Source organism: Klebsiella sp. X13, from assembly GCF_003323835.1.
In the GTDB taxonomy this organism is placed as follows: domain Bacteria; phylum Pseudomonadota; class Gammaproteobacteria; order Enterobacterales; family Enterobacteriaceae; genus Klebsiella; species Klebsiella ornithinolytica.
In genome coordinates this window covers 5,131,519-5,153,663 of sequence record NZ_CP030874.1, presented here as the reverse complement: position 1 = coordinate 5,153,663, position 22,145 = coordinate 5,131,519, and the positions used below count along the sequence as shown (strand labels likewise).

Annotated in this window: 18 protein-coding genes; 9 read left to right on the top strand and 9 right to left on the bottom strand. The window is 54.4% G+C overall.

What is annotated here, in order from left to right; all coding sequences use genetic code 11:
- Nucleotides 1-94 precede the first annotated feature (94 nt).
- The 9 genes from secE to DSD31_RS24530 all read left to right on the top strand — a co-directional run bounded on the left by secE (nt 95) and on the right by DSD31_RS24530 (nt 14,069).
- Nucleotides 95-478, top strand: a complete 384-nt coding sequence (gene secE, locus DSD31_RS24575; protein WP_004118411.1) for a preprotein translocase subunit SecE — start codon at nt 95-97, stop codon at nt 476-478.
- Between the two features lies 1 nt (nt 479).
- Nucleotides 480-1,025: a transcription termination/antitermination protein NusG gene (nusG, locus tag DSD31_RS24570; RefSeq protein ID WP_002438628.1), complete on the top strand. Its 546-nt coding sequence runs from the start codon at nt 480-482 to the stop codon at nt 1,023-1,025.
- 153 nt (nt 1,026-1,178) lie between these two features.
- Nucleotides 1,179-1,607, top strand: a complete 429-nt coding sequence (gene rplK, locus DSD31_RS24565; protein WP_003862340.1) for a 50S ribosomal protein L11 — start codon at nt 1,179-1,181, stop codon at nt 1,605-1,607.
- Nucleotides 1,608-1,610: 3 nt separating this feature from the next.
- The gene (gene rplA / locus DSD31_RS24560) at nt 1,611-2,315 is read left to right on the top strand and encodes a 50S ribosomal protein L1 (protein WP_004118413.1); all 705 of its coding nucleotides are present in this window, start codon (nt 1,611-1,613) and stop codon (nt 2,313-2,315) included.
- A gap of 417 nt (nt 2,316-2,732) precedes the next feature.
- The gene (gene rplJ / locus DSD31_RS24550; protein WP_001207203.1) at nt 2,733-3,230 is read left to right on the top strand and encodes a 50S ribosomal protein L10; all 498 of its coding nucleotides are present in this window, start codon (nt 2,733-2,735) and stop codon (nt 3,228-3,230) included.
- Between the two features lie 66 nt (nt 3,231-3,296).
- Nucleotides 3,297-3,662, top strand: coding sequence for a 50S ribosomal protein L7/L12 (gene rplL, locus DSD31_RS24545; protein WP_004118416.1), 366 nt, complete (start codon nt 3,297-3,299; stop codon nt 3,660-3,662).
- Nucleotides 3,663-3,987: 325 nt separating this feature from the next.
- Nucleotides 3,988-8,016 carry a DNA-directed RNA polymerase subunit beta gene (gene rpoB / locus DSD31_RS24540; protein ID WP_004118418.1) on the top strand — a complete coding sequence of 1,343 codons (4,029 nt, stop codon included), beginning with the start codon at nt 3,988-3,990 and terminating at the stop codon, nt 8,014-8,016.
- Between the two features lie 76 nt (nt 8,017-8,092).
- Complete coding sequence (rpoC, locus tag DSD31_RS24535; RefSeq protein WP_015585387.1) at nt 8,093-12,316, top strand: DNA-directed RNA polymerase subunit beta'; 4,224 nt, start codon at nt 8,093-8,095, stop codon at nt 12,314-12,316.
- Between the two features lie 412 nt (nt 12,317-12,728).
- On the top strand, nt 12,729-14,069 hold the full coding sequence (locus tag DSD31_RS24530) for an anaerobic C4-dicarboxylate transporter (RefSeq protein WP_004118421.1): 1,341 nt from the start codon (nt 12,729-12,731) through the stop codon (nt 14,067-14,069).
- 50 nt (nt 14,070-14,119) lie between these two features.
- Here DSD31_RS24530 and DSD31_RS24525 read toward each other — a convergent pair whose 3' ends face one another.
- From DSD31_RS24525 to thiC, 9 genes are all read right to left on the bottom strand, one after another.
- Nucleotides 14,120-14,428 carry a PTS lactose/cellobiose transporter subunit IIA gene (locus DSD31_RS24525; protein ID WP_004118423.1) on the bottom strand — a complete coding sequence of 103 codons (309 nt, stop codon included), beginning with the start codon at nt 14,426-14,428 and terminating at the stop codon, nt 14,120-14,122.
- A gap of 3 nt (nt 14,429-14,431) precedes the next feature.
- Nucleotides 14,432-14,737 carry a PTS sugar transporter subunit IIB gene (locus DSD31_RS24520; RefSeq protein ID WP_004118425.1) on the bottom strand — a complete coding sequence of 102 codons (306 nt, stop codon included), beginning with the start codon at nt 14,735-14,737 and terminating at the stop codon, nt 14,432-14,434.
- A gap of 172 nt (nt 14,738-14,909) precedes the next feature.
- Nucleotides 14,910-16,442, bottom strand: coding sequence for a sensor domain-containing diguanylate cyclase (locus DSD31_RS24515; protein ID WP_032724313.1), 1,533 nt, complete (start codon nt 16,440-16,442; stop codon nt 14,910-14,912).
- Between the two features lie 306 nt (nt 16,443-16,748).
- Nucleotides 16,749-17,882 (bottom strand): 2-iminoacetate synthase ThiH, encoded by a 1,134-nt coding sequence (gene thiH, locus DSD31_RS24510; protein WP_004118432.1) that lies wholly within the window; start codon nt 17,880-17,882, stop codon nt 16,749-16,751.
- Nucleotides 17,879-18,649, bottom strand: a complete 771-nt coding sequence (gene thiG / locus DSD31_RS24505; protein WP_032718525.1) for a thiazole synthase — start codon at nt 18,647-18,649, stop codon at nt 17,879-17,881. Before thiG ends, thiH begins: the two co-directional genes overlap by 4 nt.
- A gap of 1 nt (nt 18,650) precedes the next feature.
- Nucleotides 18,651-18,851, bottom strand: coding sequence for a sulfur carrier protein ThiS (thiS, locus tag DSD31_RS24500; RefSeq protein ID WP_004118436.1), 201 nt, complete (start codon nt 18,849-18,851; stop codon nt 18,651-18,653).
- Entirely contained in the window at nt 18,835-19,590 is a 756-nt protein-coding gene (locus tag DSD31_RS24495) for a HesA/MoeB/ThiF family protein (RefSeq protein WP_004118439.1), read from the bottom strand. The genes thiS and DSD31_RS24495 overlap by 17 nt, the downstream gene beginning before the upstream one ends.
- Nucleotides 19,583-20,218, bottom strand: a complete 636-nt coding sequence (thiE, locus tag DSD31_RS24490; RefSeq protein ID WP_004118440.1) for a thiamine phosphate synthase — start codon at nt 20,216-20,218, stop codon at nt 19,583-19,585. The genes DSD31_RS24495 and thiE overlap by 8 nt, the downstream gene beginning before the upstream one ends.
- Nucleotides 20,218-22,113, bottom strand: a complete 1,896-nt coding sequence (gene thiC / locus DSD31_RS24485) for a phosphomethylpyrimidine synthase ThiC (protein ID WP_113991356.1) — start codon at nt 22,111-22,113, stop codon at nt 20,218-20,220. The genes thiE and thiC overlap by 1 nt, the downstream gene beginning before the upstream one ends.
- Nucleotides 22,114-22,145: the final 32 nt, after the last annotated feature.

Here is a 22,145-nt window from a genome sequence, read left to right as displayed (position 1 = left end):
CGTTAAGTCCGAAACGCAGCAGAGCATTTCGGTTTGGTTGCCTCGCTCTCGCGGGGCAAAATTATTTGTCTGAATTCTTGTGACAGGTTGGTTTATGAGTGCGAATACCGAAGCTCAAGGGAGCGGGCGCGGCCTGGAAGCGATGAAGTGGGTGATCGTTGCTGCGCTGCTGATTGTGGCCATCGTAGGCAACTTCCTTTATCGTGACATTATGCTGGCGGTGCGTGCGCTGGCTGTAGTGATTCTGATCGCTGCTGCCGGTGGCGTCGCGCTGTTAACCACTAAAGGTAAGGCGACCGTCGCCTTCGCCCGCGAAGCGAGAACCGAAGTCCGCAAGGTTATCTGGCCAACTCGCCAGGAAACGCTGCACACCACGCTGATTGTTGCTGCGGTTACTGCGGTAATGTCACTGATCCTGTGGGGACTGGATGGTATTCTGGTTCGCCTGGTATCCTTTATCACTGGCCTGAGGTTCTGAGATGTCTGAAGCTCCTAAAAAACGTTGGTACGTCGTTCAGGCGTTTTCCGGTTTTGAAGGTCGCGTAGCTACCTCGTTGCGTGAACATATCAAATTACACAATATGGAAGAGTTGTTTGGCGAAGTCATGGTGCCGACCGAAGAAGTGGTCGAGATCCGTGGTGGCCAGCGCCGCAAGAGCGAGCGCAAATTCTTCCCGGGTTACGTTCTGGTCCAGATGGTAATGAACGACGCAAGCTGGCACCTGGTGCGCAGCGTACCGCGCGTGATGGGCTTTATCGGCGGTACTTCTGACCGTCCGGCACCGATCAGCGACAAAGAAGTTGATGCGATCATGAATCGCCTGCAGCAGGTTGGCGATAAGCCGCGTCCGAAAACGCTGTTCGAGCCGGGCGAAATGGTTCGCGTCAGCGACGGTCCGTTTGCTGACTTTAACGGCGTGGTTGAAGAAGTTGACTACGAGAAGTCTCGTCTGAAGGTCTCTGTTTCTATCTTCGGTCGTGCGACTCCGGTTGAACTGGACTTTGCTCAGGTAGAGAAAGCCTAACCGGCGATCAAAAAAGCAGCGATTTAATCGTTGCATGAGGCGCGAAATTGACATACAATTTCGCGCCTTTTGTTTTTATGGGTCTGATTCCCATAAAGCGATATTTATCACGGGGAGCCTTTTCAGGCGCTACACCCAAACGAGGAAATTTAAATGGCTAAGAAAGTACAAGCCTACGTCAAGCTGCAGGTTGCAGCTGGTATGGCAAACCCGAGTCCGCCGGTTGGTCCAGCACTGGGTCAGCAGGGTGTGAACATCATGGAATTCTGCAAAGCGTTCAACGCCAAAACTGAATCCATGGAAAAAGGTCTGCCGATTCCGGTTGTTATTACCGTTTACGCTGACCGTTCTTTCACTTTCGTTACCAAAACTCCGCCGGCAGCAGTTCTGCTGAAAAAAGCGGCTGGTATCAAGTCTGGTTCCGGTAAACCGAACAAAGACAAAGTTGGTAAAATTTCCCGCGCTCAGCTGCAGGAAATCGCGCAGACCAAAGCTGCCGACATGACTGGTTCCGACATTGAAGCGATGACTCGCTCCATTGAAGGTACTGCACGTTCCATGGGCCTGGTAGTGGAGGACTAAGAAATGGCTAAACTGACCAAGCGCATGTCCGTGATTCGTGACAAAGTTGATGCGACCAAACAGTACGACATCAACGAAGCCATCTCTCTGCTGAAAGAACTGGCTACTGCTAAGTTCGTTGAAAGCGTAGACGTTGCCGTTAACCTCGGCATCGACGCGCGTAAATCTGACCAGAACGTCCGTGGCGCGACTGTACTGCCGCACGGTACTGGCCGTTCCGTTCGCGTAGCCGTATTTGCCCAGGGCCCGAACGCTGAAGCTGCTAAAGCTGCAGGCGCCGAGCTGGTAGGTATGGAAGATCTGGCTGACCAGATCAAAAAAGGCGAAATGAACTTTGACGTTGTTATTGCTTCTCCGGATGCAATGCGCGTTGTTGGCCAGCTGGGCCAGGTTCTGGGTCCACGCGGCCTGATGCCAAACCCGAAAGTGGGTACCGTTACTCCGAACGTTGCTGAAGCTGTTAAGAACGCTAAAGCAGGTCAGGTTCGTTATCGTAACGACAAAAACGGCATCATCCACACCACCATCGGTAAAGTGGACTTTGACGCTGACAAACTGAAAGAAAACCTGGAAGCTCTGCTGGTTGCGCTGAAAAAAGCAAAACCGACTCAGGCTAAAGGCGTGTACATCAAGAAAGTTAGCATCTCCACCACCATGGGTGCTGGTGTTGCCGTTGATCAGGCTGGTCTGAGCGCTTCTGCGAACTAAGATTAGCTTTACGTGGGCGGTGGATTTGTCTACAATTCTACCCCCACGATTCTGTCAATAAGACAGACGCTATGCGAGTCATTTGAATTGTAGCAAGGCAGCAATCGAGTGAATCACCGGGAGTGTAGTTAACTACATGACCGGTGTGAGCGAGAGCAGCTAACGCCGCTGCGGTTCGAAGGACGAAGTCATAGGAAGAATTTGTTCGTTGGAGCCTGGCCTATCCAGGCCTCCGTCGAAGACCGCAGGTGTTTCGTCAGAAACTTAATCCCCTGCGTAGACGGTGACAGAACGCTAAGATTATTTTTTGGATACTCTGGCTTGTTTCTGCTCACCGTATTAAAGACGCTCTTTCGTTGGAAAGAGTGAAGTGAGTTCCAGAGCATAAGCTCTGGCAAACATCCAGGAGCAAAGCTAATGGCTTTAAATCTTCAAGACAAACAAGCGATTGTTGCTGAAGTCAGCGAAGTAGCCAAAGGTGCGCTGTCTGCAGTAGTTGCGGATTCCCGTGGCGTTACTGTGGATAAAATGACTGAACTGCGTAAAGCAGGTCGTGAAGCTGGCGTTTACATGCGTGTTGTTCGTAACACCCTGCTGCGCCGCGTCGTTGAAGGTACTCAGTTTGAGTGCCTGAAAGACACGTTTGTTGGTCCGACCCTGATTGCATACTCTATGGAACACCCGGGCGCTGCTGCTCGTCTGTTCAAAGAGTTCGCGAAAGCGAATGCAAAATTTGAGGTCAAAGCTGCAGCCTTTGAAGGTGAGCTGATCCCGGCGTCGCAAATCGACCGCCTGGCAACTCTGCCGACCTACGAAGAAGCAATTGCACGCCTGATGGCAACCATGAAAGAAGCTTCGGCTGGCAAACTGGTTCGCACTCTGGCTGCTGTACGCGATGCGAAAGAAGCTGCTTAATCGCAGTTATCTTTATAAAGCGCTCGCTTACGTATAAACTTATTCTGATATTCAGGAACAATTTAAATGTCTATCACTAAAGATCAAATCATTGAAGCAGTATCCGCTATGTCCGTAATGGACGTTGTTGAGCTGATCTCTGCAATGGAAGAAAAATTCGGTGTTTCCGCTGCTGCTGCTGTAGCTGTAGCTGCTGGCCCGGCTGAAGCTGCTGAAGAAAAAACTGAATTCGACGTAATTCTGAAAGCTGCAGGCGCTAACAAAGTTGCTGTTATCAAAGCAGTACGTAGCGCAACTGGCCTGGGTCTGAAAGAAGCTAAAGACCTGGTAGAATCTGCACCGGCTGCACTGAAAGAAGGCATCAGCAAAGACGACGCTGAAGCTCTGAAAAAATCTCTGGAAGAAGCTGGCGCTGAAGTTGAAGTCAAATAAGCCAACCCTTCCGGTTGCAGCCTGAGAAATCAGGCTGAGGCTGGTGACTTTTTGGTCACCAGCCTTTTTGCGCTGTAAGGCACCAGTAGCGTTTCACGCTGTTTGACTACTGGGTTGTCCTTTCAATGCTTGTTTCTATAGACGACTTAATATACTGCGACAGGTCAGGGCCCCTGAGCTGTGTAAATCGCAACGAAATGGTTTAAGCGTGATAGAAACAGGCATTGCGGAAAGTGTTCCATTTTCCGGTCCACAAAATAGTGTTGCATAAAAAACTGCCTTATTTGGGCAGACGGGTCGACTTGTCAGCGAGCTGAGGAACCCTATGGTTTACTCCTATACCGAGAAAAAACGTATTCGTAAGGATTTTGGTAAACGTCCGCAGGTTCTGGACATACCTTATCTCCTTTCCATCCAGCTTGACTCGTTTCAGAAGTTTATCGAGCAAGATCCTGAAGGGCAGTACGGTCTGGAAGCAGCTTTCCGTTCCGTGTTCCCGATTAAAAGCTACAGCGGTAACTCTGAGCTGCAATACGTCAGCTACCGTCTGGGCGAACCTGTTTTTGATGTTAAAGAATGTCAGATCCGTGGCGTGACCTACTCGGCACCGCTGCGCGTTAAACTGCGTCTGGTGATCTACGAGCGTGAAGCGCCGGAAGGCACCGTTAAAGACATTAAAGAACAAGAAGTCTACATGGGCGAAATTCCGCTCATGACCGACAACGGTACCTTTGTTATCAACGGTACTGAACGTGTTATCGTTTCTCAGCTGCACCGTAGCCCGGGCGTCTTCTTTGACTCTGACAAAGGTAAGACTCACTCTTCCGGTAAGGTCCTGTATAACGCACGTATTATTCCTTACCGCGGTTCCTGGCTGGACTTCGAGTTCGATCCGAAAGACAACCTGTTTGTCCGTATCGACCGTCGTCGTAAGCTGCCGGCCACCATCATCCTGCGCGCGCTGAATTACACCACTGAGCAGATCCTTGACCTGTTCTTCGAGAAAGTGGTCTTTGAAATTCGCGACAACAAGCTGCAGATGGAACTGGTTCCGGAGCGTCTGCGCGGTGAAACGGCTTCCTTCGACATCGAAGCGAACGGCAAAGTCTACGTCGAGAAAGCCCGTCGCATTACCGCTCGCCATATCCGTCAGCTGGAAAAAGACGATATCAAGCATATCGAAGTTCCGGTGGAATATATTGCGGGTAAAGTTGCGGCCAAAGATTATATCGATGAAGCTACTGGCGAACTGATCTGCCCGGCGAACATGGAGCTGAGCCTGGATCTGCTGGCGAAGCTGAGCCAGTCCGGTCACAAGCGCATCGAGACTCTGTTCACCAACGATCTGGACCACGGTCCGTACATTTCTGAAACTGTACGCGTCGACCCAACTAACGATCGTCTGAGCGCGCTGGTTGAAATCTACCGCATGATGCGCCCGGGTGAGCCGCCGACTCGTGAAGCGGCTGAAAGCCTGTTTGAGAACCTGTTCTTCTCCGAAGACCGCTACGATCTGTCTGCGGTAGGTCGTATGAAGTTCAACCGTTCTCTGCTGCGTGACGAAATCGAAGGTTCCGGTATCCTGAGCAAAGACGACATCATCGAAGTGATGAAGAAGCTCATCGATATCCGTAACGGTAAAGGCGAAGTCGATGATATCGACCACCTCGGCAACCGTCGTATCCGTTCCGTAGGCGAAATGGCGGAAAACCAGTTCCGCGTTGGCCTGGTACGTGTTGAGCGTGCGGTGAAAGAGCGTCTGTCTCTGGGCGATCTGGATACCCTGATGCCTCAGGATATGATCAACGCCAAGCCGATTTCTGCGGCAGTGAAAGAGTTCTTTGGTTCCAGCCAGCTGTCACAGTTTATGGACCAGAACAACCCGCTGTCCGAGATTACGCACAAACGTCGTATCTCCGCACTCGGCCCAGGCGGCCTGACCCGCGAACGTGCGGGCTTTGAAGTTCGAGACGTACACCCGACTCACTACGGTCGCGTATGTCCAATCGAAACGCCTGAAGGTCCGAACATCGGTCTGATCAACTCCCTGTCCGTGTACGCACAGACTAACGAATACGGCTTCCTCGAGACTCCGTATCGTAAAGTGACCGACGGTGTTGTGACCGACGAAATTCACTACCTGTCTGCTATCGAAGAAGGCAACTACGTTATCGCTCAGGCGAACTCCAACCTGGATGACGAAGGCCACTTTGTAGAAGACCTGGTTACCTGCCGTAGCAAAGGCGAATCCAGCTTGTTCAGCCGCGATCAGGTTGACTACATGGACGTTTCCACCCAGCAGGTGGTTTCTGTCGGTGCGTCGCTGATCCCGTTCCTGGAACACGATGACGCCAACCGTGCATTGATGGGTGCGAACATGCAACGTCAGGCGGTTCCGACTCTGCGCGCTGATAAGCCGCTGGTGGGTACCGGTATGGAACGTGCTGTTGCCGTTGACTCCGGTGTTACTGCAGTTGCTAAACGTGGCGGTACCGTACAGTACGTCGATGCATCCCGTATCGTTATCAAAGTTAACGAAGACGAGATGTACCCGGGCGAAGCAGGTATCGACATCTATAACCTGACCAAGTACACCCGTTCTAACCAGAACACCTGCATCAACCAGATGCCTTGCGTGTCCTTGGGTGAGCCAATTGAGCGCGGCGACGTGCTGGCAGACGGTCCGTCCACCGACCTCGGTGAACTGGCTCTCGGTCAGAACATGCGCGTAGCGTTCATGCCGTGGAACGGCTACAACTTCGAAGACTCCATCCTCGTCTCCGAGCGTGTGGTTCAGGAAGATCGTTTCACCACGATTCATATTCAGGAACTGGCCTGTGTGTCCCGTGACACCAAGCTGGGGCCGGAAGAGATCACCGCTGATATCCCGAACGTGGGTGAAGCTGCGCTCTCTAAACTGGATGAATCCGGTATCGTTTACATCGGTGCAGAAGTGACCGGCGGCGACATTCTGGTTGGTAAGGTCACGCCGAAAGGTGAAACCCAGCTGACGCCAGAAGAGAAACTGCTGCGTGCGATCTTCGGCGAGAAAGCGTCTGACGTTAAAGACTCTTCTCTGCGCGTACCAAACGGTGTTTCCGGTACTGTTATCGACGTTCAGGTCTTCACCCGCGATGGCGTGGAAAAAGACAAACGTGCGCTGGAAATCGAAGAGATGCAGCTGAAGCAGGCCAAAAAAGACCTGTCTGAAGAACTGCAGATCCTCGAAGCTGGCCTGTTTGGTCGTATCTACGCGGTGCTGGTTGCCGGTGGTGTTGAAGCTGAGAAGCTCGACAAGCTGCCGCGCGATCGCTGGCTGGAACTGGGCCTGACCGACGAAGAGAAACAAAATCAGCTGGAACAGCTGGCTGAGCAGTACGACGAACTGAAACACGAGTTCGAGAAAAAACTCGAAGCGAAACGCCGCAAAATCACTCAGGGCGACGATCTGGCACCGGGCGTGCTGAAGATTGTTAAAGTGTATCTGGCCGTTAAACGTCAGATTCAGCCGGGTGACAAAATGGCAGGTCGTCACGGTAACAAGGGTGTTATTTCTAAGATCAACCCGATCGAAGATATGCCTTACGATGAAAACGGTACGCCGGTCGACATCGTACTGAACCCGCTGGGCGTACCATCTCGTATGAACATCGGTCAGATTCTGGAAACCCACCTGGGTATGGCTGCGAAAGGTATCGGTGAGAAAATCAACGCGATGCTCAAACAGCAGCAGGAAGTCGCCAAACTGCGCGAGTTCATCCAGAAAGCGTATGACCTGGGTACCGATGTTCGTCAGAAGGTCGATCTGAATACCTTCACCGATGATGAAGTTCTGCGTCTTGCTGAAAACCTGAAAAAAGGTATGCCGATCGCAACGCCGGTCTTCGACGGTGCGAAAGAGTCTGAAATCAAGGAACTGTTACAGCTGGGTGGCCTGCCGACTTCCGGTCAGATCACTCTGTTCGACGGTCGTACCGGTGAGCAATTCGAGCGCCAGGTTACCGTTGGCTACATGTACATGCTGAAACTGAACCACCTGGTTGATGACAAAATGCATGCGCGTTCTACCGGTTCTTACAGCCTGGTTACTCAGCAGCCGCTGGGTGGTAAGGCTCAGTTCGGTGGTCAGCGCTTCGGTGAGATGGAAGTGTGGGCGCTGGAAGCTTATGGCGCGGCATACACCCTGCAGGAAATGCTCACCGTTAAGTCTGATGACGTCAACGGTCGTACCAAGATGTATAAAAACATCGTGGACGGCAACCATCAGATGGAACCGGGCATGCCGGAATCCTTCAACGTACTGTTGAAAGAGATTCGCTCGCTGGGCATCAACATCGAACTGGAAGACGAGTAACTCTCGCTCAAACAGGTCACTGGTGCCGGGGTAACCCCCGGCGCCAGATTGTGCTAACTCCGACGGGAGCAAATCCGTGAAAGACTTATTAAAGTTTCTGAAAGCGCAAACTAAAACCGAAGAGTTTGATGCGATCAAAATTGCTCTGGCATCGCCAGACATGATCCGTTCATGGTCTTTTGGTGAAGTTAAAAAGCCGGAAACCATTAACTACCGTACGTTCAAACCAGAGCGTGACGGCCTTTTCTGCGCCCGTATCTTTGGGCCGGTAAAAGATTACGAGTGCCTGTGCGGTAAGTACAAGCGCCTGAAACACCGTGGTGTTATCTGTGAGAAGTGCGGCGTTGAAGTGACCCAGACCAAAGTGCGTCGTGAGCGCATGGGCCACATCGAACTGGCCTCTCCGACCGCCCACATTTGGTTCCTGAAATCGCTGCCGTCCCGTATCGGCCTGCTGCTGGATATGCCGCTGCGCGATATCGAACGTGTTCTGTACTTCGAATCCTATGTGGTTATCGAAGGCGGGATGACCAACCTGGAACGTAATCAGATCCTGACTGAAGAGCAGTATCTGGATGCGCTGGAAGAGTTTGGTGACGAATTCGATGCGAAGATGGGTGCGGAAGCTATTCAGGCCCTGCTGAAAAGCATGGATCTGGAGCAAGAGTGCGAGCAGCTGCGTGAAGAGCTGAACGAAACTAACTCCGAAACCAAACGTAAAAAGCTGACCAAGCGTATCAAGCTGCTGGAAGCGTTCGTTCAGTCTGGCAACAAGCCGGAGTGGATGATCCTGACCGTTCTGCCGGTTCTGCCGCCAGATCTGCGTCCGCTGGTACCGCTGGATGGTGGTCGTTTCGCGACTTCTGACCTGAACGATCTGTATCGTCGCGTCATTAACCGTAACAACCGTCTGAAACGTCTGCTGGATCTGGCTGCGCCGGATATCATCGTACGCAACGAAAAACGTATGCTGCAGGAAGCGGTTGATGCCCTGCTGGATAACGGTCGTCGCGGTCGTGCGATCACCGGTTCTAACAAGCGTCCTCTGAAATCTTTGGCCGACATGATCAAAGGTAAACAGGGTCGTTTCCGTCAGAACCTGCTCGGTAAGCGTGTTGACTACTCCGGTCGTTCTGTTATCACCGTAGGTCCATACCTGCGTCTGCATCAGTGCGGTCTGCCGAAGAAAATGGCGCTGGAGCTGTTCAAACCGTTCATTTACGGCAAGCTGGAACTGCGTGGCCTGGCCACCACCATCAAAGCCGCGAAGAAAATGGTTGAGCGCGAAGAAGCGGTTGTCTGGGATATCCTGGACGAAGTTATCCGCGAACACCCGGTACTGCTGAACCGTGCACCAACCCTGCACCGTTTGGGTATCCAGGCATTTGAACCGGTACTGATCGAAGGTAAAGCTATCCAGCTGCACCCGCTGGTTTGTGCGGCCTATAACGCCGACTTCGATGGTGACCAGATGGCTGTTCACGTACCGCTGACGCTGGAAGCCCAGCTCGAAGCGCGTGCGCTGATGATGTCTACCAACAACATCCTGTCCCCGGCGAACGGCGAACCAATCATCGTTCCGTCTCAGGACGTTGTACTGGGTCTGTACTACATGACCCGTGACTGTGTTAACGCCAAAGGCGAAGGCATGGTGCTGACTGGCCCGAAAGAAGCGGAGCGTATTTATCGCGCCGGTCTGGCCTCTCTGCATGCGCGCGTTAAAGTGCGTATCACCGAATACGAAAAAGATGAAAACGGCCAGTTCGTTGCGAAAACCAGCCTGAAAGACACGACCGTTGGCCGTGCGATTCTGTGGATGATCGTGCCGAAAGGTCTGCCGTTCTCTATCGTGAACCAGGCGCTGGGTAAGAAAGCCATCTCTAAGATGCTGAATACCTGCTACCGTATTCTGGGCCTGAAACCGACCGTTATTTTTGCGGACCAGACGATGTACACCGGCTTTGCTTATGCAGCGCGTTCAGGTGCATCCGTTGGTATTGATGACATGGTCATCCCGGAGAAAAAACACGAGATCATCTCTGAGGCGGAAGCCGAAGTTGCTGAGATCCAGGAACAGTTCCAGTCCGGTCTGGTTACCGCGGGCGAACGCTATAACAAAGTTATCGATATCTGGGCTGCGGCGAACGATCGTGTATCCAAAGCGATGATGGATAACCTGCAAACCGAAACCGTGATTAACCGTGACGGCGTCGAAGAGCAGCAGGTTTCCTTCAACAGCATCTACATGATGGCCGACTCCGGTGCGCGTGGTTCTGCGGCACAGATTCGTCAGCTGGCGGGTATGCGTGGTCTGATGGCGAAGCCGGATGGCTCCATCATCGAAACGCCAATCACCGCGAACTTCCGTGAAGGTCTGAACGTACTCCAGTACTTCATCTCTACTCACGGTGCGCGTAAAGGTCTGGCGGATACCGCACTGAAAACAGCGAACTCCGGTTACCTGACCCGTCGTCTGGTTGACGTTGCCCAGGATCTGGTTGTCACTGAAGATGACTGTGGCACCCTGGAAGGCATCACCATGACCCCGGTTATCGAGGGTGGCGATGTTAAAGAGCCGCTGCGCGATCGCGTACTGGGTCGTGTGACCGCTGAAGACGTTCTGAAGCCGGGTACCGCGGACATTCTGGTTCCACGCAACACGCTGCTGCACGAGCACTGGTGTGACCTGCTGGAAGAGAACTCCGTTGACTCCGTCAAAGTGCGTTCCGTTGTATCCTGTGACACCGACTTTGGTGTATGTGCGCACTGCTACGGTCGTGACCTGGCGCGTGGCCACATCATCAACAAAGGTGAAGCAATCGGCGTTATCGCGGCACAGTCCATCGGTGAGCCGGGTACACAGCTGACGATGCGTACGTTCCACATCGGTGGTGCGGCATCTCGTGCGGCTGCTGAATCCAGCATTCAGGTGAAAAACAAGGGTAGCATCAAGCTGTCTAACGCCAAGTCGGTTGTGAACTCCGCTGGCAAGCTGGTTGTGACCTCGCGTAACACCGAACTGAAGCTGATCGACGAATTCGGTCGTACTAAAGAAAGCTATAAAGTGCCTTACGGCGCCGTTATGGCGAAAGGCGATGGCGAGCAGGTTGCCGGCGGTGAAACCGTGGCAAACTGGGATCCGCACACCATGCCGGTTATCTCTGAAGTTAGTGGTTTCATCCGCTTTACTGACATGATTGACGGCCAGACCATTACCCGTCAGACCGACGAATTAACCGGTCTGTCATCCCTGGTTGTTCTGGATTCTGCAGAACGTACCGCGGGCGGTAAAGATCTGCGTCCAGCGCTGAAAATTGTTGATGCACAGGGCAACGACGTTCTGATCCCAGGTACCGATATGCCTGCTCAGTACTTCCTGCCGGGCAAAGCGATTGTCCAGCTGGAAGATGGCGTACAGATCAGTGCGGGTGACGCTCTGGCGCGTATTCCTCAGGAATCCAGCGGTACCAAGGACATCACCGGTGGTCTGCCGCGCGTTGCGGACCTGTTCGAAGCACGTCGTCCGAAAGAGCCGGCTATCCTGGCGGAAATCAGCGGTATCATTTCCTTCGGTAAAGAAACCAAAGGCAAACGTCGTCTGGTTATCACTCCGTTAGACGGCAGCGATCCGTACGAAGAGATGATTCCGAAATGGCGTCAGCTGAACGTGTTCGAAGGTGAACGTGTAGAACGTGGTGATGTGGTTTCCGACGGTCCGGAAGCACCGCACGACATTCTGCGTCTTCGTGGCGTACACGCGGTAACGCGTTATATCACCAACGAAGTACAGGACGTTTACCGTCTGCAAGGCGTTAAGATTAACGATAAGCACATCGAAGTTATCGTTCGTCAGATGCTGCGCAAAGCGACCATCGAAAGCGCAGGTAGCTCCGACTTCCTGGAAGGCGAACAGGTTGAATACTCCCGCGTCAAGATTGCTAACCGCGATCTGGAAGCGAACGGCAAAGTGGCGGCGACTTACTCCCGCGACCTGCTGGGTATCACCAAAGCGTCTCTGGCAACCGAGTCGTTCATCTCTGCCGCATCGTTCCAGGAGACCACGCGTGTCCTGACCGAAGCAGCCGTTGCGGGCAAACGCGACGAACTGCGCGGCCTGAAAGAGAACGTTATCGTCGGTCGTCTGATCCCGGCGGGTACCGGCTATGCGTACCACCAGGATCGTATGCGCCGCCGCGCCGCGGGCGAACAGCCTGCAGCACCTCAGGTGAGCGTGGAAGAAGCTTCTGCTAACCTGGCAGAACTGCTGAACGCAGGTCTGGGCGGTTCCGACAACGATTAATCGTTGACGCTACGCTTAAAAAGCCAGTCAGGTCTCCTGACTGGCTTTTTTATTATCCCGACATCTGCCACGATAATATCCGCTTCCGTCCCCTCATAATGAATTACATTCCATTAATATTTCCCCCTCAATTAAGCAGCAAACAATTCATATAAAAGTTGGCTGGCTGTTTTTTCTTAATACCCACACTTATTGATGGGTAAAAATTCTACACGTATCAAAAAATCAGCAAATCAAAGGCGATATAGTCAAAAAGTCCAATTAATCATGTGATTACTTTTTCTTTTATCTTCGGGTTCATAAAGCCGAGGAGGGCGGTTTATACCCGTAAAACGCGATGCGGGAGATGGCTAAATAATACGGCAGCAGAAGATAAGTCTTTTGATTTTCATAGCCAGGGGCTGGGGGATGCATGGAATTCGCAATACAACTCATCATTATCTTAATTTGTCTCTTTTATGGTGCCAGAAAGGGCGGTATCGCACTGGGTCTTTTAGGCGGTATCGGGCTGGTTATTTTGGTCTTTGTCTTTCATCTTCAGCCGGGTAAGCCACCGGTTGATGTGATGCTGGTGATTATTGCGGTTGTTGCCGCTTCGGCGACGCTTCAGGCTTCCGGCGGGTTAGATGTGATGCTGCAGATCGCTGAGAAACTTCTGCGGCGCAATCCAAAATATGTCTCCATTGTGGCTCCTTTCGTCACCTGTACGCTGACCATTCTTTGCGGCACCGGCCACGTGGTTTATACGATTTTGCCGATTATTTATGACGTCGCTATCAAGAACAATATTCGTCCCGAGCGCCCGATGGCGGCCAGCTCCATTGGCGCACAGATGGGGATTATCGCCAGTCCGGTGTCCGTAGCGGTGGTGTCACTGGTGGCGATGCTGGGCAACTTTACCTTCAACGGTAAGCATCTCGAATTTCTCGATCTGCTGGCTATTACCATTCCCTCTACGCTGCTGGGGATTCTGGCAATCGGTATTTTTAGCTGGTTTCGCGGTAAAGACTTAGATAAAGACGACGCGTTTCAGGCTTTCATCTCAACGCCGGAAAACCGTCATTATGTTTATGGCGATACGGCAACGCTGCTGGATCGAAAACTGCCGACCAGTAACTGGGTCGCCATGTGGATCTTCCTGGCGTCGATTGCCGTGGTTGCCGTTCTGGGGGCCTTCTCCGAACTGCGCCCGGCATTCAACGGCAAGCCGCTGTCGATGGTACTGGTGATTCAGATGTTCATGCTGCTCTCCGGCGCACTCATCATCATCATCACCAAAACTAACCCGGCGTCGATTTCTAAGAATGAGGTTTTCCGCTCGGGGATGATCGCCATTGTGGCGGTGTACGGTATTGCCTGGATGGCGGAAACGATGTTCGGCGCGCACATGACGGAGATTAAAGGCGTGCTCGGCGAAATGGTGAAGGAGTATCCGTGGGCCTATGCCATCGTACTGCTGCTGGTCTCCAAGTTTGTCAATTCCCAGGCCGCAGCGCTGGCGGCGATTGTCCCGGTGGCGCTGGCGATTGGCGTCGATCCGGCCTACATTGTCGCCTCCGCGCCAGCCTGCTATGGCTATTATATTCTGCCAACCTACCCGAGCGACCTGGCGGCGATTCAGTTCGATCGCTCAGGGACGACGCATATCGGCCGCTTTGTGATTAACCATAGCTTTATTCTGCCGGGGCTCATTGGCGTCAGCGTTTCGTGCGTGTTTGGCTGGGTCTTCGCCGCGCTTTACGGCTTCTTGTAATAAAAAAAGCAGGTGCCTGGCGGGCACCTGCTATTCACTGCATTTATTGACTACGCGGTGCGACGATACAGTTCAATCATATCGGTTGCCAGATCCTGTATCACCATGGCATTCATCAGATGATCCTGGGAGTGAACGGTAATCAGGTTCACCGGCAGCTTACCTGTGCCTTCATCGAGACCGATGAGCTGGGTCTGGATTTTATGCGCATGCTTCACAAACTCATGTGATTCTGCCATTGCCTGCTCAGAAGCCGCAAAATCACCTTTGCGGGCCAGCTGCAGAGCCGTTAATGCCGAACTGCGGGCAGAACCCGCATTCACCAACAGCTCCATAATGATCGTTTCTAAATCTTCCATGACTTACTCCATCAACTTCAGGGCTTTATCGAGAACAGCATCGCCTTTCATCATGCCGTAATCCATCATATCGATAACGGCGACTTTTTTACCAAACGGGTCGGCCAGCGCCTGGAGCTTAGCTTGCTCGTACTTCACCTGAGGACCGAGCAGGATAATATCGGCAGTAGCAAGATTATCTTTAAACTCGGCAACCGGTACGGCTTTGATGGAGACTTCCACACCTTTCTGTTGTGCCGCGGCCTGCATGCGTTGAACCAGCATGCTGGTGGACATTCCAGCGGCGCAGCATAAAACGATATTCTTCATAGTTGATGGCCCTTATGTTCCCTTGATGCATCATCTTTATCGCGGGCCGACAGACACGACAACCGCTTTGCCGTGATTGTGTGTAAGGCATCACAAAATAATGAAACCGGTTTCGGTTTTAGGGTTGGAAACAGTAAAATCCGGGCTGACGGGCCTGCAGATGCAGGTGGTTTTAAGCGCGGACGATACGGTTTTTGCCCTGCTGCTTGGCTTTATAAAGCGCTTCATCAACGCTCACCACTAGCTGCTCCAGAGGCTCCATATTCCATTCGCCCAGGCCCGCGCTGAAGGTTACCATCAGTCCTTCTTCACGCCAGGTGCGTTGGGCAATGTTGAGTCGCCAGCTTTCCAGTATCGCCGGCGCATTGGCAATATGCTCGCCGGTGAAAATCACGGCAAACTCTTCGCCGCCATAGCGGTAGAGTGAAATATTCTGAGGTTGCAGGATTTGCAGTCCTTCACGTGCGACGTTGCGTAAAACAATATCGCCGTTGAGGTGACCCCAGGTGTCGTTAATCGATTTGAAGTTATCGATATCGACCAGGGCCAGCGCGAAAGGTTGATGATCGTTCATTAGCGCGGCGGTATCGCTGTCGAAGGCGCGGCGGTTTTTACAGCCGGTGAGCGCATCGATGGTAGCCTGGCGGACATAGATCAGTTCGCGCTGTTTATTACTTTCGATGGCTTTACTCAGCATCGCTTCCAGCCGCGGAGCACGGTTAACGTCGCCGGTTTTAATCGCGTTGATGATATTCATCAGCACCGTGTGGGATGCGTGGCGCAGATAGAGGCCAAAGAGAATAATCACAATGGCGGCCAGGGCAAACCCCCAAAGCACGATATCGGTTTCATACCGGGTTAAATCGACCAGCGTGGTGTTATCCACGCGGTAGATGACAAACCAGTCTGGATTGGTGAACGAATAATAGTAATACCAGATGCCCTTTTTCTCGTCATACAGCTGACCCTCGGCGCTGGTCATTTTGTCCATGAGATCGTCGCGGACATAGGGTTTAAAAAGCGCGCCGGTATCCGGATGGAGTACGACTTTCCCGTCGCGCTGCACGACGAAAAACTCGCCCTGAACAGGTGCGACCATCTGGCGTAAAGCGTATCCCATTGAGGTCAGATCCAGATGAAATGCGAGGCTGCCTTTGAGCCGGCCTTCCGGTGAGATGACCGGTTTATAGAGCGTAATGGTCGGATGCTGTGTAAAGAAATCCAGATAGGGACTGGTATAGTGGCTGAACGTGCTGGCCTCCGCCTGTTTGATAAACCACGGTCTGGACTTCGGATCGAAGGCGCGGCTGTTATCATTTTCCAGCACTTCAGGCGCCCGGAGGTAATGGCCCTGGGTATCCGCCAGCGAAATAGAAGAGACGGTTGGCATCAGCTCCTGCAGCTGCATTAATTCCTGCAACCCACTTTGCGGATCGATATTAATGGCCTGATTTAACTTATCGTTGTTCGCAAAGAACTTGGTTGCCCTGGCGAGGATATAATCATTTCCACGCAGCAGCGATTCCGTATAGTTCACGGCCAGGTTATGGGTGAAATTGCGATTAACGTGGTGATAGTCCTCGAGAAAGTTCTGTCTCTGCGTCGTGGTGACGAATACGGCGATCAGCAAAAAGCTGAGTAAAATCCCGGCAAAGCCAATAAGAATTGGCATAGTAAAAGAGAGCTTTCTACTGTGACGAGCCATGTGTTTTAAATCGTTCCAGAAGGTTTTTTCCATGGGAAGAAGCGCAGGATTAGTCGCAATGCCTGGCAAGCGAATCAGATGTTGCCTGGTTAATTATAACTGTGGCCAGCGGGAGGATGGGATTTATCTTCGATCGTGAGAGCTATGAATGCGATGAAGCAGGGCGAAAATGAGGAAGAGAAGTTTCGCCCTGGTCAGCATCCGCTGCTGACCAGGGCAGAATAGAGAAACGGAAATATGACCACAATCTCCCGTTTCTCTCATTACGATCGTCCACGAAGAACGTTTACGACGTTACATTCCTCATCATGATGAGCGGGAAGCGCGTCCCAGCCAGCTATCCCAGTCTTTCCATACCGGCTGCAGTCCGCTGGCTACCAGCGCGCTGGCAACCTCTTCCGGGCGACGGTCATCGTGAGGCGCGAACTGCTCCAGCTCCGGATGGTTATCGGCATACCCGCCGGGCTGCGTTTTCGAAAATGCACTGACGTTGTTGATGGCCAGCGGGATCACCCGATCGCGGAACCAGGGGGATTCACGGGTGGAAAGCGAGAGCTCCACTTCCGGGGCCAGCAGGCGGAAGGCGCAAATGGTTTGCACCAGCTGCCGTTCATCCATTAATGAGGCGGGCTCGATGCCCCCGGCGCAAGGGCGTAATCGCGGAAAGGAGATGGAGTAGCGGCTGCGCCAGTAGCGTTGCTGGAGCCACAGCAGATGTTCCGCCACCATAAAGCAATCCACGCGCCAGCTGTCGGAGAGGCCAATTAATGCGCCAAGGCCAATCTTATCAATTCCCGCCTCTCCAAGCCTGTCCGGCGTATCCAGTCGCCAGAAAAAATCCTGCTTTTTGCCTTTCAGATGATGTTTCGCATACATACTTTCATGATAGGTCTCCTGATAGACCATCACGCCGTCCAGCCCGAGGGTTTTCAGCTCGGCATACTCCGCCATCGCCAGCGGCTGGACCTCCATATGCAGCGAGGCGAACTGGCGGCGAATCGCGGGCAGATGCTGGCGAAAATAGTCCATGCCGACTTTGCTTTGATGTTCGCCGGTCACCAGCAGCAGATGCTCAAAGCCCATTTCGCGGATCGCCGCGCATTCACGGGCAATTTCCGCCTCATCCAGAGTCTTGCGCTTGATACGGTTACTCATTGAGAAACCGCAGTAGGTACAATCGTTGGCGCACAGATTAGAGAGATACAGCGGGACATAAAAGCTGACGGTATTACCAAAACGCTGGCGAGTCAGGCGCTGCGCACGCTGCGCCAGCGGCTCCAGATAACCCGCGGCGGCAGGAGAGAGCAGGGCCATCATATCGTCGCGGCTGAGCTGTTTTGCCGCCAGGGCGCGTTCAACGTCGGCGGGGGTTTTACTGTTGATACGCAGGCGAATATCGTCCCAGTCCAGCTGCCGCCAGCGGTCAGTGAAGGTATTCATACCAGCGCCTCCAGAAAGCCGGTCAGTGGGCTGGTGGCCTGCGCCTGCGCGCTGCGCGCCCCCGGGCCAGCCTGTCGCGCCAGCAATCCGGCATCAATCGCCAGGCGGAAAGCCCGGGCCATGGTGACCGGGTCGTCGGCGACGGCGATGGCGGTATTCACCAGTACCGCGTCGGCACCCATTTCCAGCGCCTGCGCTGCATGGCTCGGCACGCCAATACCGGCATCAACCACCACAGGTACCGTGGCCTGCTCGATAATAATTTCCAGCATCGCTCTGGTTTCCAGCCCCTGGTTGGAACCGATCGGCGCGCCGAGTGGCATCACCGCCGCGCAGCCCGCCTCTTCCAGACGCTTGCACAGTACCGGATCGGCGCCGCAGTAGGGCAGCACCACAAAGCCTTCCCGTACCAGAATTTCTGCCGCTTTCAGCGTTTCAATCGGATCGGGGAGCAGCCAGCGCGCATCCGGATGGATTTCCAGCTTCAGCCAGTGGGTACCCAACGCTTCCCGCGCCAGACGGGCGGCAAATACGGCTTCTTCTGCCGTTTTGGCCCCGGAGGTATTGGGCAGCAGGCTCACGCCAGCCGCCAGTAGCGGTGCGAGGATAGCGTCATTATGCTGACGTAAATCGACGCGTTTCATTGCCAGCGTCACCAGCTGACTGCCGGAGGCGCGAATGGCCTCCACCATCACGTCGGGAGCGGCGAATTTACCGGTACCGGTGAAAAGATGTGATTCAAATGTTTTATCCGCAATACGTAACATGTCAGCCCCCGGCGATAACCTGAAAAAGCAGGATTTGGTCGCCTTCCTGCAGAAGATGGTGTTCCCACCGCTCGCGCGGCAGGATGTGTTGATTGAGCGCCAGCGCGACGCCCGGCTGATGCTGTTCCAGCTGAGTGAGCAGGGCGGCGACGGATGTCGCTTCGGCGCACTGCAACGGTTCATCGTTAAACCACACCTGCATGCTGCCCTCCACATACTGGACAACCCTGAGCCCGCTGTAATGCAAGTGCGCGCCAGCTGCTGGTGCGGGCATCGAACAACCGCAAAGTATTACGCGGCGTTGCCATGCCGCTGAGCAGCTTGATAGCCTCCAGCGCCTGCAGGGTACCCATCATGCCGACTACCGGGCCGATAATGCCCGCCGTACGACAGTTGCGTTCGGGCTCGTTAGCATCCGGCCACAGGCAGCGATAGCAGCCCTGTTCCCACGGCGGCGTCAGTACCATCAGCTGGCCTCCCAGCCCGACGGCGCTGGCGGTAATCAACGGTGTTGCAAGGGCGACGCAGGCGGCATTGATCGCCTGGCGGGTCACCATATTATCGGTGCAATCCAGTACCACATCGGCCTTCGCCACTTCATCCAGCAGGGCCTTTCCGCCTAACCGCTGCTTCAGCGCAATCAGTTCAATTTGCGGGTTGAGACGAGCGAGCCTTGCTCTGGCGGCCGTGGTTTTGGGTTGCGCGATATCATCGCTGGTAAACAGAATTTGCCGCTGTAGGTTGCTGACGTGCACGTCGTCGTCATCGGCCAGCACCAGCGTGCCGACACCGGCCCCGGCCAGGTACAGCGCAGCAGGCGAGCCCAGCCCGCCGAGACCGACGATCAATACCCGGCTGGCCAGCAGCTTTTGCTGCCCTTCGATGGCGATATCCTCCAGCAGCAGCTGGCGGCTATAGCGCATAAAATCATTGTCATTCATCACCGGCTCCCGCGATCGTCAGCAGTTGAGCGGTAGCCTGCTGCCAGTCCGCCGTCTGGGTGATTGCGCTGACCACGGCAATGCTGCCAACGCCGGTGCCCAGTACCGCTGGCGCGCGTTCGAGGCTGATGCCGCCGATCGCCACCGTCGGATAATCTTCCAGACGCTGGATATGGCGGGCAAGCTGTTCCAGCCCCTGAGGGGCGGAAGGCATCTGTTTGGTTTGCGTAGGAAAAACGTGGCCCAGGGCGATATAGGAGGGGCGTGCGGCCAGCGCAACGTCGATCTCCATATCGTCATGGGTCGAGACCCCAAGACGCAGGCCGGCGTTGCGGATCGCGCTCAGGTCCGTCGTTTCCAGGTCCTCCTGGCCCAGATGCACGCCGTAGGCCTGATGCTTAATGGCCAGCTGCCAGTAGTCGTTGATAAACAGCCGGGCATGATATTGACGACCGAGCGCGATAGCGGCGATCACATCGTCCTCAACGTCGCTGTCGCGCTTATCTTTGATGCGCAGCTGAAGGGTACGCACGCCGGCTTTCAGCAGGCGCTCAATCCATACCACGCTATCAACAACCGGATAGAGGCCTAAACGGAACGGGACGGACGGAAAATCGGGTTGATACATCAGGCTTGCTCCTTACGTAAATAGATTTCGCCGCCGCGAGCGCGGAAGTTCTGCGACATATCGGCCATTCCGCTTTCGATATCCTGGCGGGCGGCGTAGTCGCGCACTTCCTGGCTGATTTTCATTGAACAGAATTTGGGTCCGCACATGGAGCAGAAGTGGGCGACTTTTCCCGACTCCTGCGGCAGGGTTTCATCGTGCCAGGCGCGGGCGGTGAACGGGTCGAGGGCGAGGTTGAACTGATCCTCCCAGCGGAACTCAAAACGCGCTTTGGACATGGCGTTATCGCGGATCTGCGCCCCGGGATGGCCTTTGGCGAGGTCGGCGGCGTGGGCGGCGATTTTGTAGGTAATCAGCCCCTGCTTCACGTCCTCTTTATTCGGCAGCCCGAGGTGCTCTTTCGGCGTGACGTAGCAGAGCATCGCGCAGCCAAACCAGCCGATCATCGCGGCGCCGATACCGGAGGTGAAGTGATCGTAGCCGGGAGCGATATCGGTGGTTAACGGCCCGAGGGTATAGAACGGCGCTTCGTGACAGTGCTCCAGCTCTTCGGTCATGTTGCGGCGGATCATCTGCATCGGCACGTGACCCGGACCTTCAATCATCACCTGCACGTCGTACTCCCAGGCGATTTTCGTCAGCTCGCCTAAGGTTCGCAGCTCGGCAAACTGCGCTTCATCGTTGGCGTCCTGGATCGAACCCGGGCGCAGACCGTCGCCGAGCGAAAGCGAAACGTCATAGGCGGCGCAGATTTCACAAATTTCGCGGAAGTGCTGATAGAGGAAGTTTTCCTGATGGTGCGACAGGCACCATTTCGCCATGATCGAACCGCCGCGGGAGACAATACCGGTGAGGCGTCTGGCGGTCAGCGGCACGTAGCGCAGCAGGACGCCGGCGTGGATGGTGAAGTAGTCAACGCCTTGCTCCGCCTGTTCCAGCAGGGTGTCGCGAAAGGCTTCCCAGCTCAGGTCTTCGGCAATGCCGTTGACCTTTTCCAGCGCCTGATAGATCGGCACCGTACCGATAGGCACCGGACTGTTGCGCAGGATCCACTCGCGGGTTTCGTGGATATAGCGGCCGGTGGAGAGATCCATCACCGTATCCGCTCCCCAGCGGGTTGACCACACCAGCTTTTCGACCTCCTCCTCAATGGACGAGGTGACGGCGGAGTTGCCGATATTGGCGTTAACTTTGACCAGAAAATTACGGCCGATGATCATCGGCTCCGACTCGGGATGGTTAATATTGGCGGGAATAATGGCGCGCCCGGCAGCCACTTCGTCGCGGACAAACTCCGGCGTGATGTTGTCCGGCAGATGGGCGCCGAACCCTTCTCCCGGGTGCTGGTGGCGCAGCACTGCGCTACGAATGCGCTCGCGGCCCATATTTTCGCGGAGGGCGATAAACTCCATCTCCGGCGTGACGAGGCCCCGGCGGGCGTAGTGGAGCTGAGTCACGCGGCGGCCGGCTCTGGCCCGCTTTGGCGTCAGCAGGCGGCTGAAGCGCAGCCCGTCAAGGCCGTCATCAGCCAGGCGTTGCTGGGAGTAAGCGGAGCTGCGATGGCTCAGCGGTTCGCTATCGTTACGCGCGTCAATCCACGGCTGGCGCAGCTTTGCCAGACCCTGGTGGACATCGATCGGGATATTGGGGTCGCCGTAGGGACCGGAGGTATCGTACACCGGGATCGCTTCGTTATCTTCATAGCGCGGATTTTCTTTGCCGCCGCCGATAAGCGTGGGGCTAAGCTGGATTTCACGCATCGGGACGCGAATATCATCCTGCGAACCCTGAATGTAGATACGCTGCGAGTTGGGGAAGGCCGAGCCTTCAAGCGTGTCGATAAAACGCTGAGCGCGTTCGCGCTGCTGTCGGCGGGTCAGTTTTTCTGTAGACATAGCTCATTCCAGATGAAAAGGAGATGGCTTGT

Excerpts from the sequence above, each read along its gene's own strand:
- secE (WP_004118411.1), top strand. The coding sequence starts at position 95 with ATGAGTGCGAATACCGAAGCTCAAGGGAGCGGGCGCGGCCTGGAAGCG.
- nusG (WP_002438628.1), top strand. The coding sequence starts at position 480 with ATGTCTGAAGCTCCTAAAAAACGTTGGTACGTCGTTCAGGCGTTTTCC.
- rplK (WP_003862340.1), top strand. The coding sequence starts at position 1,179 with ATGGCTAAGAAAGTACAAGCCTACGTCAAGCTGCAGGTTGCAGCTGGT.
- rplA (WP_004118413.1), top strand. The coding sequence starts at position 1,611 with ATGGCTAAACTGACCAAGCGCATGTCCGTGATTCGTGACAAAGTTGAT.
- rplJ (WP_001207203.1), top strand. The coding sequence starts at position 2,733 with ATGGCTTTAAATCTTCAAGACAAACAAGCGATTGTTGCTGAAGTCAGC.
- rplL (WP_004118416.1), top strand. The coding sequence starts at position 3,297 with ATGTCTATCACTAAAGATCAAATCATTGAAGCAGTATCCGCTATGTCC.
- rpoB (WP_004118418.1), top strand. The coding sequence starts at position 3,988 with ATGGTTTACTCCTATACCGAGAAAAAACGTATTCGTAAGGATTTTGGT.
- DSD31_RS24530 (WP_004118421.1), top strand. The coding sequence starts at position 12,729 with ATGGAATTCGCAATACAACTCATCATTATCTTAATTTGTCTCTTTTAT.
- DSD31_RS24525 (WP_004118423.1), bottom strand. The coding sequence starts at position 14,428 with ATGGAAGATTTAGAAACGATCATTATGGAGCTGTTGGTGAATGCGGGT.
- DSD31_RS24520 (WP_004118425.1), bottom strand. The coding sequence starts at position 14,737 with ATGAAGAATATCGTTTTATGCTGCGCCGCTGGAATGTCCACCAGCATG.
- DSD31_RS24515 (WP_032724313.1), bottom strand. The coding sequence starts at position 16,442 with ATGGCTCGTCACAGTAGAAAGCTCTCTTTTACTATGCCAATTCTTATT.
- thiH (WP_004118432.1), bottom strand. The coding sequence starts at position 17,882 with ATGAATACCTTCACTGACCGCTGGCGGCAGCTGGACTGGGACGATATT.
- thiG (WP_032718525.1), bottom strand. The coding sequence starts at position 18,649 with ATGTTACGTATTGCGGATAAAACATTTGAATCACATCTTTTCACCGGT.
- thiS (WP_004118436.1), bottom strand. The coding sequence starts at position 18,851 with ATGCAGGTGTGGTTTAACGATGAACCGTTGCAGTGCGCCGAAGCGACA.
- DSD31_RS24495 (WP_004118439.1), bottom strand. The coding sequence starts at position 19,590 with ATGAATGACAATGATTTTATGCGCTATAGCCGCCAGCTGCTGCTGGAG.
- thiE (WP_004118440.1), bottom strand. The coding sequence starts at position 20,218 with ATGTATCAACCCGATTTTCCGTCCGTCCCGTTCCGTTTAGGCCTCTAT.
- thiC (WP_113991356.1), bottom strand. The coding sequence starts at position 22,113 with ATGTCTACAGAAAAACTGACCCGCCGACAGCAGCGCGAACGCGCTCAG.